The 11,121-nt window shown below is 47.9% G+C and carries 15 protein-coding genes and 1 riboswitch; of the genes, 14 read left to right on the top strand and 1 reads right to left on the bottom strand.

Annotated features, from left to right (window positions below; translation table 11 throughout):
* Positions 1–142: 142 nt before the first annotated feature.
* Positions 143–739, top strand: a complete 597-nt coding sequence (locus I2G61_RS14500; protein ID WP_072684786.1) for a recombinase family protein — start codon at positions 143–145, stop codon at positions 737–739.
* A gap of 152 nt (positions 740–891) precedes the next feature.
* Positions 892–1,134 carry a hypothetical protein gene (locus I2G61_RS14495; protein ID WP_072684787.1) on the top strand — a complete coding sequence of 81 codons (243 nt, stop codon included), beginning with the start codon at positions 892–894 and terminating at the stop codon, positions 1,132–1,134.
* Between the two features lie 30 nt (positions 1,135–1,164).
* On the opposite strand, the gene I2G61_RS14490 is transcribed toward I2G61_RS14495, so the two are convergent.
* Positions 1,165–1,731, bottom strand: coding sequence for a GNAT family N-acetyltransferase (locus I2G61_RS14490; protein WP_072684788.1), 567 nt, complete (start codon positions 1,729–1,731; stop codon positions 1,165–1,167).
* Positions 1,732–1,911: 180 nt separating this feature from the next.
* On the opposite strand from I2G61_RS14490, the gene I2G61_RS14485 reads away from it, so the two are divergent.
* The 12 genes from I2G61_RS14485 (at position 1,912) to I2G61_RS14430 (ending at position 11,024) form a co-directional block, all read left to right on the top strand.
* The gene (locus I2G61_RS14485; RefSeq protein ID WP_072684789.1) at positions 1,912–2,607 is read left to right on the top strand and encodes a hypothetical protein; all 696 of its coding nucleotides are present in this window, start codon (positions 1,912–1,914) and stop codon (positions 2,605–2,607) included.
* 25 nt (positions 2,608–2,632) lie between these two features.
* Positions 2,633–3,346 (top strand): hypothetical protein, encoded by a 714-nt coding sequence (locus tag I2G61_RS14480; RefSeq protein WP_072684790.1) that lies wholly within the window; start codon positions 2,633–2,635, stop codon positions 3,344–3,346.
* 28 nt (positions 3,347–3,374) lie between these two features.
* Positions 3,375–4,109 carry a hypothetical protein gene (locus tag I2G61_RS14475; protein ID WP_195548390.1) on the top strand — a complete coding sequence of 245 codons (735 nt, stop codon included), beginning with the start codon at positions 3,375–3,377 and terminating at the stop codon, positions 4,107–4,109.
* 10 nt (positions 4,110–4,119) lie between these two features.
* Complete coding sequence (locus I2G61_RS14470; protein WP_072684792.1) at positions 4,120–4,569, top strand: hypothetical protein; 450 nt, start codon at positions 4,120–4,122, stop codon at positions 4,567–4,569.
* 50 nt (positions 4,570–4,619) lie between these two features.
* A riboswitch (cobalamin riboswitch) is annotated at positions 4,620–4,797 on the top strand.
* A 119-nt stretch (positions 4,798–4,916) separates the two neighbouring features.
* On the top strand, positions 4,917–5,417 hold the full coding sequence (locus I2G61_RS14465) for a hypothetical protein (protein ID WP_072684793.1): 501 nt from the start codon (positions 4,917–4,919) through the stop codon (positions 5,415–5,417).
* Positions 5,407–5,898 (top strand): hypothetical protein, encoded by a 492-nt coding sequence (locus tag I2G61_RS14460; protein WP_072684794.1) that lies wholly within the window; start codon positions 5,407–5,409, stop codon positions 5,896–5,898. Before I2G61_RS14465 ends, I2G61_RS14460 begins: the two co-directional genes overlap by 11 nt.
* Positions 5,899–5,901: 3 nt before the next feature.
* Entirely contained in the window at positions 5,902–6,321 is a 420-nt protein-coding gene (locus I2G61_RS14455; RefSeq protein ID WP_072684795.1) for a DUF4430 domain-containing protein, read from the top strand.
* A gap of 284 nt (positions 6,322–6,605) precedes the next feature.
* On the top strand, positions 6,606–8,879 hold the full coding sequence (locus I2G61_RS14450) for an anaerobic ribonucleoside triphosphate reductase (RefSeq protein WP_072684796.1): 2,274 nt from the start codon (positions 6,606–6,608) through the stop codon (positions 8,877–8,879).
* Positions 8,872–9,378, top strand: coding sequence for an anaerobic ribonucleoside-triphosphate reductase activating protein (gene nrdG, locus I2G61_RS14445; protein ID WP_195548389.1), 507 nt, complete (start codon positions 8,872–8,874; stop codon positions 9,376–9,378). Before I2G61_RS14450 ends, nrdG begins: the two co-directional genes overlap by 8 nt.
* A 133-nt stretch (positions 9,379–9,511) precedes the next feature.
* On the top strand, positions 9,512–9,868 hold the full coding sequence (locus tag I2G61_RS14440) for a hypothetical protein (RefSeq protein ID WP_195548388.1): 357 nt from the start codon (positions 9,512–9,514) through the stop codon (positions 9,866–9,868).
* 434 nt (positions 9,869–10,302) lie between these two features.
* Positions 10,303–10,476, top strand: coding sequence for a GntR family transcriptional regulator (locus I2G61_RS14435; RefSeq protein ID WP_195548387.1), 174 nt, complete (start codon positions 10,303–10,305; stop codon positions 10,474–10,476).
* A gap of 29 nt (positions 10,477–10,505) precedes the next feature.
* A complete protein-coding gene (locus tag I2G61_RS14430; RefSeq protein WP_195548386.1) occupies positions 10,506–11,024 on the top strand; it encodes a GntR family transcriptional regulator in 519 nt (172 codons plus the stop codon).
* Positions 11,025–11,121: the final 97 nt, after the last annotated feature.

The raw sequence follows: 11,121 nt of genomic DNA, 5'->3' as shown, positions 1-11,121 counted from the left end.
ATCCGTACGTACGGTGCAATGGGAGGGGCGAAATTTATTTTCCCTCTACCCTATTTCTTAAATATGCTGGAAAATTTTACCTTTGGCGTATAATTGCGTTTTGTATAGGGTTTTATATAGAATTGAAAAAGGAGGAAAGATCATGACATGCCAAATCTATGGCTACGTACGCGTATCGACAAAGGATCAAAACGAAGACCGGCAGATGATTGCGATGTTGGAGTTCCCGGTACCTGAGAAAAACATCGTCGTTGAAAAGCAGAGCGGAAAAGATTTCAACCGGCCACGTTACCGGCGGCTTATCCGCAAGATGAAAAAAGGCGATCTGCTTGTGATTAAAAGTATCGACCGCCTGGGCCGCAACTATGAAGAAATTATCCAGCAGTGGCGGTATCTGACCAAGGAAAAAGGGATTGATATCGTCGTTCTGGATATGGCGCTGCTGGACACCCGGGAGGGAAAAGACCTGACCGGCACCTTGATCGCCGATCTGGTGCTGCAGCTGCTGAGCTATGTCGCGCAGACGGAGCGTGAGAATATCCGCCAGCGGCAGAAAGAAGGCATTCAAGCCGCGAAGCGCAAAGGCGTCCAATTCGGAAGACCCAAAATTCCAGTTCCCGATCAATTTACCGAGCTCAAGCAACAGTGGAAAAACAACGAAATTTCATCACGGCAGGCCGCTTCCCAGCTTGGCGTTTCGCACGAAACCTTTCTGCGGTGGTGCAAGCGTCAGGCTTAGTTTTCAGCCTGCCATCTAAAAAAGTAGACTTTTTATTACTGATCATTCCATCCCGAAACAGCCTGAAAATCAGCTGGTTTCACTTGTAAATTTATTATATTCTGAATGTCACAAAAAGTCTGATTTAATTGACAAAAGGGGGGCAGAAAACAATGCCGAAACCAAGTTTACTAGAGCTTCTGGCAAATCAATGCGAGTGTCCTTATCTGTCCGATCTGCATACGCAGCCCTATCATTACCCATTGAGGAATGTTGTTCTTCAGCTTGCCGCAGACAATTACAGCGATCAGGAATGGCGCGATAGCTTTGCGTATATTCTGGGACGGAAACCTCGCGCCCAAACGGCGGAAGAAATCAAACAGGAGCTGATTCAGACGATCGGCGAAAAAAAATAGAGATCCGGGTGTCCGGATCTTATTGCGTTTTTAAAGCAGATTTTCAAGTTTATCAGCACATAGCGGAAAAGGCAGGATCGGCTGCGGATCTTTATCCGGAGTGCGCAGCGTTTTTCCCCATTCCACCACGTCATACCAGCTGCCGAGCTTGTATCCGGCTTGTTTTAGACAGCCCATCGGTTGAAAACCGGCTTTTTGATGCAGATGCTCGCTGGCGGGATTGGGGCAGGTGACGACGGAAACCAGAGTGTAGTAGCCCTGAATTCGGGCCAGCTGCTCCAGTTTACTCAACAGCTGCGTCCCCAAACCCCGGCCGCGCTGATCCGCCCGCAGATAAATTGAAACTTCAGTCCACCATTGATAGGCGGCACGTGTCCGGAATGGATGATAATAGCCATAGCCAAGGATCGTCTGATTTTCATCGGTCATTACGATCCAGGGATTCAGCGCCGTCACTTCCGCAATCCGTCGACGAAACTCCTCGGCATCCGGCGCTTCTGTTTCAAAGGTGATCGCCGTTTCTTCAATATATGGCCGATATATATCTGCGAGCGATTGTGCATCCTCCATCTTTGCCCAGCGAAAATAAAATGTCATTTTCATTCCCCCAATGTTTCAGATTTTGGTCTTATTATAAGCTATAAGTTGGAAACCGTAAATGCAGGCGTTAAACTTAATTATGAATTATTCATGAAGTCGATGCAACACGGCTTTTGCGGCTTTTCGGAACATGTTAAAATAGAAACAAATAAGGAATTGCCGATTTGAGGTGAAAGTATGAAAGAAAGGGGTTTTTTACGGAATTATCCATTAATAAGTTTAGACATTGCTTTATTTATCTTTGTTTTGTTGGACTTATTATTAATACCTTTAGGAATTGGTAAAATTATCAGAGCAAATTGGTTGCCAGCTCTTGCTCTTTTGGTTTTTCAATACTTCTGTCTGAGTGATTATAGAATAAAAAGATGGAAAGGCATGGTTATTTTAACTGTTGATTTCCTTCTGGGAGGTTTATTTCTCAATATCTTTCCTGATCAAATCTTAGGAGGGCCCATGCTTGCCAGCGGTCTGGGTGTTGTTGTCTTTGCTGGAATTGAAAAAATATTTCCGTTCAAGAAAAATCAGCGCGAAAAGCTTTTATGCTTTGTCAATTTGTTTACTTTAGTTTATTTTCTCTTCTTTCCTTCCATACACGGAATTAAAAGTATATGTGAAGTTACTCAACAACTAAAAAATCAAAGGCAATCTGAAGTCCGCTTTGTAAATACAGTCAATTATACAAAAGCAGAAGTTTTCTTTGAGGATGAAATCAGTGAATTGACTTCGAAGGAACGAGTCCTTAATTACTATGGTTTTATCACCTTTGAAAATGGTAAGAATATTGGATTGATTGTTAGTCCCCATACCGGTGAAATTATTGTGGAGAAAGCTTTGAAAGAAAGTCCGGAAATTATGTTTTTAATGCTAAAATAAGTAAAAACGAGATGGGGGATATAAAATGAAAGGAAAAGAATGGAAGAAGTACATTCTGATAGTTCTTATTATTTTGTTGTATGTTTTGGAATTAGGTCTTTTATGGAATTATTCTCATCGTATGTATAAAGAAATTATTGAATTTAATTCGATTTTCTTAATTGGCCCGATCCTTTTTCTCATTTGGTTATTTTTTAGTAAAGAAAAATCTCAAGCTTGGATGAAGAATGAGAAATTTGGAAGGGTTTTAGCAGTCGGACATTTATGTTTTGGAGTGCTTATTTTGTTAATCCCGTATGATCTTTCCTATCTGTATTTTATTTCTTTTGCCGTAGGATATGGGATCTATTATTATAGCTCTATAAATCAGATTTTGAACAGGGGTAAGCGTCTGTCAGTGTGCGCTCTATGTATATTGATGACAGAACTCATTATGACTGTTACTTTTCCGCTTATAACTAATTTAAGAACTGTTGATAAAGCTGAAGAAGTTTTAATACGAATGGGATATACCGAGATTGAATATCATACGAATACTTCGCCCATTAGTATCAGTTGGGTCTTTTCTGATCCTGTACCGGAAATGAGTGAACAAGAGAAGAAAACAGATTTATACGTTTATACAGCGATTCGGCAAGGGGAAAAGCTTGGAATTCTGATCAGTCCGACAACAGGACGGATTATAGCTCAAGCGCCCATTTCTGAGAATAAAGTTTTAAATCTATTAATTCAATATTAAACTCAAAAAAACATAGAAAGAGGTTATCATGGAAGGGAAGACTAGTTTTTGGAACCGATATGGCCTGATGCTTTTGGGAATCCTGCTTTATGGAATAGATCTCGCATTGATCATTTTCGTTACACAGCGGTTGTATAAGAATATCGTAGAGGTGTCATTTGTTATGGCACTGCCTCCGATATATTTTGTGTTCTGGCTTATGCGCGGTAAAGAGGGCCGGGAAAAAAGACGCGAAGATGAGCTCAATTCCAGGCTGTCCCGATGGCTGGTGTCGCCGTTATTCTTTGCCATGGCGCTTTATATATGGGTCGAGATGCCCTATATGTTAGAATGGGGTTATAGTCTTGCCATGGGCGCTGGCACTTTATTGTATCATGCTTGTTTACGCAAACGGATTCCGGGCTGGGGACAGCGAATCTCTGAAATATATATCTGCATTTTGGTTTTAGAATTCTTTCTCATTCTTTCTTTTCCATTGATCACGGGAATGAAAACTGTAAATCAGGCGGAAGCGATCTTAACGCGGCAAGGCGATGAAGACATCCACTATACGGCCAACATTTCTCCATCTGAGCTGGAACGGATCTTTAAAGCTGACGTGCCCGAGTTGACGCGCAGTGAAAAGAAAACTGGATTTTATGTGTTTTCAGCTCTGGATCAGGGAGAAGCGGTCGGCGTGATAGTCAGTCCGGCCAGCGGCCGGATTGTCAGGCAGGCTGCGTTATCCGACAATTTAGTATTGGATCTGATGATTCATCAGTAAGGAGGACGGCATGGATACGCTTAAAACGATGGGGAAACGAATGAAACCGATTTTTGTCTTCGTGCTTTTGGAAGTCCTGCTGGCCGGCGTATTGATCGGCTGTCAGACGCAGGGCCTGGATTTGGATGGAGATCTGCGGCTGATTCTTAGTTACTGCTTTGTTTTATTTGTCGCTTTGTTTCAATGCCTGGATTGTCCGGATAGGAAAATGGATCCGAAGAAATGGAAACATGCCATCTTGGCTTTTATTGCCGTTCTGGTTTTCGCGCTGTTGTATGACCTGCGCTGGGTAGATAATTGGAATTCGGTGAGGAACTTGCTTTCTACGATAGGCACGGTAAGTACGCTGATTCTCCTTCTGATTCGTTTTATCCGTAAGCGGAAACTTTCCGTTGTCACAGGCTCGATGCTGCTGATGGCCAGCGATGGAATTGCCGCTCTGCTTCTGACCTTCCTGTAACCGGAAGGATTTTTAAGCAAATTACCTTTATTTTATTACCAGTCATGATATAATGGATTCGCATTTCAGGTGCAGGAAACTGCTTAATCGGGAACAGAGTGAATTTCTCTGACTGCCCCAGCAACCGTGAAGCGGACAAACTTCCAACAGCCACTGTATATTGATATGGGAAGGCGGAAGGGCGGATGAAGCGAAGTCGGTAGACCGGCCTTAAATGAAAGAAGTCTTGTCTTCTGGGTGAAGGATGAAAGGCTAGGCTGTGATTAGCTCTGTTTTAATCATGGAATAGTCAAACTCACTCATTCTGAATTCAGGAATGAGTTTTTATTTGGAAAGGGGGATTGGGAATGGATCAACGCTGTTGCGCTTATTCGTTTCTAAAAGAAACTTCGCGGCAATGTGATTATGAGGTTGCCAGCGATGAACTGGCGTCGCTGATCGCCCAGGCGGCGCATTCAGCCAGGCATCAGCCGGAACTGCTGAAGCTGTGCGAACTGGTCTATCATGCCAACGGCTCAATCCGGGGACGCCTGGCGATTCGGGACGAGGACTTTGAATGGCTTGATCAGCTGTATGTCCGTCTGACGCAGGAAAACGGACCACTCCGGCAATTTGTGCTGCCGGCTGGCTGCGAAGGGGCCTGCGCGCTGCATGTGCTGCGCAGCCGGTGCAAGGCGGTGCTGCGGATCGCGTACGCCATCGACCGGGAAGAAAAACCGGTACCGGCGATCCTGCTGGATTTCTGGAATCTGTTGTCCAACGTTTTCTTCCAGATGGCACTGAAGGAAAACCGGTTGGAAGGCGTGAGCGAGATTCCGTTTGCTTCCCGCAGCTACGATGTCGGTTAAACAAATCGCGCGAATCGCGATCATGGCGGCGATGATGGCCGTGGTGTTCACGATGTTTTCGCAGGTGCTGTATCTGGAAGCGATCACGCTGACGATCGCGGTGCTGGCGCTGACGTTTGAGCGGCGCGAGGTCTTCTATGGCGCGTTGGTATTTACGCTGGTGAACATGTTGGTGCAGGGTGTTTCCATCTGGACCTTCGCTTACTGCCTGATCTATCCCGTCTATGCGCTTCTGTTCGGCAGCTTGAAGCCGGTGCTGCGGCGGTATCGGTGGTCGGCGGTCGTGCTTGTCGGTCTGTGCTCGTTTGCGACGGGTCAGCTGCTCGATCTGCCGTTTATTCTGTTCTCGCCGAAAGTGACTCTGATTTACATTGTTCTGGGCTTAAAAACGTCGGTTATTCAGGGATTAGTGAGCGCGCTGGAAGCACTGTTTCTGCTTGATCCGCTGCTTGACCGGCTGGAAAAGATGGAGAGGAAATAAAAAATGAAAAAGAAATGGATTGCCGCAGCCGCGATTTTGGCTGCAATTCTGGTCTGTGTGCTGGGCTTCAACGCGCTAAAACCGAAGACGGTGGCCGGCGCAAAAACGATCAACGTTACCGTCGTTAATGAAATCGACGGCACTGAACTGTTTTCCGGAGCGATCAAAACCGATGCGGAAACCTTAGGCAAAATGCTGGAGGAGGCGCCGGAGCTGAAAGCGAAAATGGAAACAAGCACGTACGGCCGACTTTTAACCGCGCTGCTGGACGTAGAACAGGGGGATATGGCGACTGGCCCGTGGTGGCTGTACGAATCGGAAAATAACGAAGCCTGCAAGGCGGCGGGATTCTGTCCGGCCGTTGATGAAACCCCGATTCAGGATCAGGATCATTTCACATTTAAATACACGGACAGCTATTAAAACCGCGATAACCAAACTTCGTTTTTTGCAGGACGCAATTATCCCCACCGGCCGGATATCGGGTAAGAATTTGTTGGATTTTCCAGAAGCATCCGGCTTTGATCTGCGGAAAAATATGGTATAATAAAAACCATTCAGGCTGAAGAAACGAAGGTCAGGATTCATGGGGAATGTTACAAACCCAAAGCAACGTTAGGAAAATGAATGAGAAACAAGGTGCGACAGGACGGATGTCTTCGCCGGCCTTGTTTTTCTTGCCCATAGACAGTAGGAGGAATGCAGAAATGGAAATTGAAGTCATAAAACGCGACGGCCGGACGGTCCGCTTTCACAAGGAAAAAATTCAAAATGTCATTGAAAAGGGGTTTGCCAACGTCGGCACACATTGCAGCGAGGAGAACGTCAGGAAAGTCCTGAACCGGGCTTTGAATCAGATTGAGGCTGCCGATCTGCCGCAGATTGAAATCGAGAAGATTCAGGATCAGGTTGAGGAAGCTTTTGTCGAGGAAGGCTTCATTGAGGAATACAAAGCGTTTAAGAACTACCGTCAGAAGCGCGCGCTGGCCCGCGATTGTTTCTCATCCCGCCAGCACCGGCTGATGAAAACGCTGGAAAACTTCGGGATCAAGGACTCGAAGGAAGTCAATGAAAAGCGGGAGAACGCCAACATCAACGGCGACAGCGCGATGGGGATGATGCTGCAGTACGGCAGCACGCTGACCAAGGCCTATACGACCTCCTATTGTCTGGATCCGAAGGTGGCGGCCGCGCATGAAAACGGCGATATCCACATTCATGACATGGATTTCTATCCGATGGGCACGACAACCTGTCTGCAGATTCCGCTGGACAAGCTGTTTCAGGGTGGTTTCAATACCGGCCACGGTTTTCTGCGCGAGCCAAAGGACATCGCTTCTTACGCGGCGCTGGCGGCGATTGCAATCCAGTCCAATCAGAATGATCAGCACGGCGGTCAGTCGATTCCGCTGTTTGATTACTATCTGGCTCCGGGCGTCATGCATACCTTTAAGAAAAACTACCGTCAGGCGTTGACCGATTATGTCGATTACACCCAGGCGCTGGACTTGGAAACGCTGAATTTGGCGCTGAGCCAGATTGAGGGTCTAAACGATTTGCGGGCGGTGGAGCTGACCGGCGATCAGTTGCCGTTAGTCTATGAAAAAGCGTTGGCGAAAACGGAACGCGCGACATATCAGGCAATGGAAGGTCTGATCCACAATTTGAATACGATGCATTCCCGGGCTGGCGCGCAGGTTCCGTTCAGTTCGATCAACTTCGGAACGGATACGAGCGAAGCGGGCAGAATGGTTTCACGGCAGCTGCTGCTGGCCATGGAGAGCGGTCTGGGCAATCATGAAACGCCGATTTTCCCGATCCTGATCTTCAAGATTAAAGAAGGCGTCAACTACAATCCGGGTGATCCGAACTATGATCTGTTCCAGCTTTCCTGCCGCGTTTCTGCCAAGCGGATGTTCCCGAACTTCGCATTCATCGACGCGCCGTTCAATAAGCAATATTACAAGGAAGGCCGGCCGGAAACGGAAATCGCCTACATGGGCTGCCGGACGCGCGTGATCGGCAATGAGATCGATCCGGAAAACGAAGTCGTCGTCGGCCGGGGCAACCTCAGCTTCACCTCGATCAACCTGCCGCGTCTGGGCTTAAAGCATGGCGAGGTCTTGCAAGGGCAGTGCGATCTGGCGGGCTTCTATCAGGAACTGGACGAAAAGATGGATCTGGTAAAGGATCAGCTGTTGGAACGTTACCGTGTTCAGTGCGCCCGCCGGGTCAAGAATTTCCCGTTCCTGATGGCGCAGGGCAACTGGCTGAATTCAGATCAGCTGGATATTGAAGATACGCTGGAATCGGTGCTGAAGCATGGCACATTGACGATCGGCTTCATCGGTCTGGCGGAATGTCTGAAAGCTTTGATCGGCAAGCATCATGGCGAAAGTGAGGACGCTCAGCAGCTGGGACTGACGATCGTCACCCGGATGCGTGAGCGCTGTGATCACTATACGAAGCAATACGGCTTGAATTTCTCTCTGATCGCGACTCCGGCGGAAGGTCTGTCGGGCCGGTTCATCAAGATGGATCAGGAAGAATACGGTAAGATCGAAGGGGTGACGGATAAGGAATACTACACGAATTCATTCCATGTCCCGGTTTACTATCCAACCGATTTCTACCACAAGTTGTCGGTGGAAGCCCCGTATCACGCTTTGACCAACGGCGGGCATATCTCTTATGTGGAGATGGACGGCGATCCGTCGACCAATCTGGCGGCGTTTGAGAAGGTCGTCCGGATGATGAAGGAGCTGGGGATCGGCTACGGGGCGATCAACCACCCGATCGACCGCGATCCGGTCTGCGGCTTTAACGGAATTATCAACGACGAATGCCCGTGCTGCGGAAGAACGGAGGACGGCGTGCCGTTTGAGCGGATCCGCCGGATCACCGGATATCTGGTCGGGACGCTGGACCGGTTTAACGATGCGAAGCGGGCGGAAGTCCGCGATCGCGTGAAGCATGGCTGAGCTGCGTTTATCCGCGCCGGTGCAGTTTGACAGTATTGTCGACGGCGAGGGTCTGCGGGCGGTCATCTGGACACAGGGCTGTCCGCATGGCTGCCCGGGCTGTCACAATCCCCAGACGCACCCGTTTGACGGGGGAACAAGCGTCGCATCCGAGATCCTTCTAAAACAGCTGAAGGCTCATTTCTATCTGGACGGCGTGACGTTTTCCGGAGGCGAGCCAATGGCACAGGCCGCGGCCTGCGGCGAATTGGCGCAGGCTGTGCATCAGCTGGGAATGAATGTGTGGTGCTATACCGGTTATACGTGGGAAGCGTTGATGGAAGCGAAGGATCCAGATCAAAGGGCGTTTTTGGAACAGATCGACGTCTTGATCGACGGGCCGTTTCTGCTTGCGCAGAAATCCCTGAATTTGCGGTTCCGGGGGTCGGCGAATCAGCGGCTGATCGACGTGCAGGCCAGCTTAAAAGCGCAGTGTGTTGTTTTAGCTGAGAAAAACTGAAATGAAAAGCGAAGCCTGAAGGAGAAGAAAGCGGGAGCGGATTTTCAACATCGCCCCGCTTTTGTCGATGCGGGAGTTGCATCCCTTGTCAGTTTGTGTATAATTACGATGGATAACGGTCGGGAGGATGAACATGCGGGATAAGATCCGGTTTGATGCTTATAAAGAATTAAAGATCGTCAATATTGAAAGTCTGTTTTTTGCTTTTCTGCTTGGGTTTACGCTCGTTGACAACGGTCTGTCGCCGATCGCGGGCGTGGCGGCCGGGCTGGTTTTGATTCTGGTCATTAAATTACTGTTCCGGTTTAAAATCGGATATTTTCTGGTATCCATAGTATTCAGCGGATTCTGGGCGATAGCGTTTGGTTCAGGCTGGCTGCGGGATGGGAACTGGCTGATCGGCGGCGGTCTGGCATTGGGCATTTTTGCGGCGTGCCTGTACGGGCATAAATTAAATTATGAGGAAGAAAAAAATCGCGAGGACGACTAAGAACAAGGCGGTGTTTCGTGGTGAAAAGGTCCCTGCGGGCAAGGCTGCCGCAGGTTTTTTTGTGGAAAGTTCCAGCGGGTTATGAGGAAAACGAAGAGAGTATTTCAGGTTTGTCCTGTACTTCGCTGAGCATTTTGATCTGATTTCTAACAGCGCATATTTGATTTCAAAGGTTTCCTTCATCATCGAAGAAATTCCCCTTTTGTGCCCTATTGGACTAAAATGGAAAAAGAAAATATAGGGAATAATGAAATAATATCTAGGTAATATATCGAAGGAATGTCATGAGCCGCGTCCCGCTGGTTTTCATCCGGGAGTTATGATATAGTTACAATGTATAAACAAATTGTGGAAATTCAAGTTGAACCATGCGGTCAAATTTGGTTTTTCGAGGCAGTCTGCGGCGCATATCCCGCGGGAGAACGGAGGAACTTATGAAAGAAATGCCGAAGTATAAAATTATTGAAAATTACATCATTGACCGGATCCAGTCCGGTGATTTAAAGCCGGGCGATCAGATCGAAACTGAAAAACAGCTGAGTGAAAAGTTTGATATCGGCCGGCTGACCGTCAACAAAGCGCTGATTAACCTGGCTCAGGAGGGCTAATCGAACGCACGGCCGGCAAGGGGTCGTTCGTGCTGCCGCGGATGGTGACCAAAAGCATCAGTCAGGGCGGCAGTTTCACCGACGATATGGCTTCGGTCGGCATGAAAGCTGGTTCGCAGCTGATCGAATACAAGGTTTATAAAGCGTCGGACGTCCCGGAGGTCGCGGAATATCTGGAGCTGGCGGATGATGAACTGATCCATTACTTCGTGCGGCTGCGGACCGGGGATGGGGAACCGATTGCGTTGAGCTATACTTACATTTCCGCCAAGATCGTTCCGGCGATCAACGTCAAGGCGCTGGAAGGCTCATTAACGGAATATCTCCATTCCGTCGGTGTTTACCGGGGCGGCGCGCTGCATAAGATGTCGGCGCATCTGCCCAGCGAGTCGCAGAAAAAGCTGCTCGGCGTCGGCAATGTCGCTTTGCTTTTAAACGAGCATATCACCTATGACGAACAGCGGCGCCCGTATGAATACATCAAAACCTACTACATCAGCAGCCAATATGCCTATACCTTCAGGACAGGATTTCTGGCGGAGCGTTAAAAAAATAGTAAAACTGTTCGTTCTCCTCTTGAGATCTTTTTAAAATAGTATATAATGAAGTTGTAAATGTATATATAAATACAGATACACATTATTC

The sequence above is a fragment of the Holdemania sp. 1001095H_141210_F2 genome (assembly GCF_015558105.1).
Classification (GTDB): Bacteria; Bacillota_I; Bacilli_A; order Erysipelotrichales; family Erysipelotrichaceae; genus Holdemania.
Note: the sequence above shows the minus strand (reverse complement) of the source record. Positions and strands in the feature narration are given on the sequence as shown.

Coding starts and splice junctions, on each gene's coding strand:
- nrdG (WP_195548389.1), top strand. CDS start 8,872: ATGGCTGAGCTGCGTTTATCCGCGCCGGTGCAGTTTGACAGTATTGTC.
- I2G61_RS14440 (WP_195548388.1), top strand. CDS start 9,512: ATGCGGGATAAGATCCGGTTTGATGCTTATAAAGAATTAAAGATCGTC.
- I2G61_RS14485 (WP_072684789.1), top strand. CDS start 1,912: ATGAAAGAAAGGGGTTTTTTACGGAATTATCCATTAATAAGTTTAGAC.
- I2G61_RS14500 (WP_072684786.1), top strand. CDS start 143: ATGACATGCCAAATCTATGGCTACGTACGCGTATCGACAAAGGATCAA.
- I2G61_RS14490 (WP_072684788.1), bottom strand. CDS start 1,731: ATGACATTTTATTTTCGCTGGGCAAAGATGGAGGATGCACAATCGCTC.
- I2G61_RS14455 (WP_072684795.1), top strand. CDS start 5,902: ATGAAAAAGAAATGGATTGCCGCAGCCGCGATTTTGGCTGCAATTCTG.
- I2G61_RS14470 (WP_072684792.1), top strand. CDS start 4,120: ATGGATACGCTTAAAACGATGGGGAAACGAATGAAACCGATTTTTGTC.
- I2G61_RS14475 (WP_195548390.1), top strand. CDS start 3,375: ATGGAAGGGAAGACTAGTTTTTGGAACCGATATGGCCTGATGCTTTTG.
- I2G61_RS14435 (WP_195548387.1), top strand. CDS start 10,303: ATGAAAGAAATGCCGAAGTATAAAATTATTGAAAATTACATCATTGAC.
- I2G61_RS14495 (WP_072684787.1), top strand. CDS start 892: ATGCCGAAACCAAGTTTACTAGAGCTTCTGGCAAATCAATGCGAGTGT.
- I2G61_RS14450 (WP_072684796.1), top strand. CDS start 6,606: ATGGAAATTGAAGTCATAAAACGCGACGGCCGGACGGTCCGCTTTCAC.
- I2G61_RS14480 (WP_072684790.1), top strand. CDS start 2,633: ATGAAAGGAAAAGAATGGAAGAAGTACATTCTGATAGTTCTTATTATT.
- I2G61_RS14465 (WP_072684793.1), top strand. CDS start 4,917: ATGGATCAACGCTGTTGCGCTTATTCGTTTCTAAAAGAAACTTCGCGG.
- I2G61_RS14460 (WP_072684794.1), top strand. CDS start 5,407: ATGTCGGTTAAACAAATCGCGCGAATCGCGATCATGGCGGCGATGATG.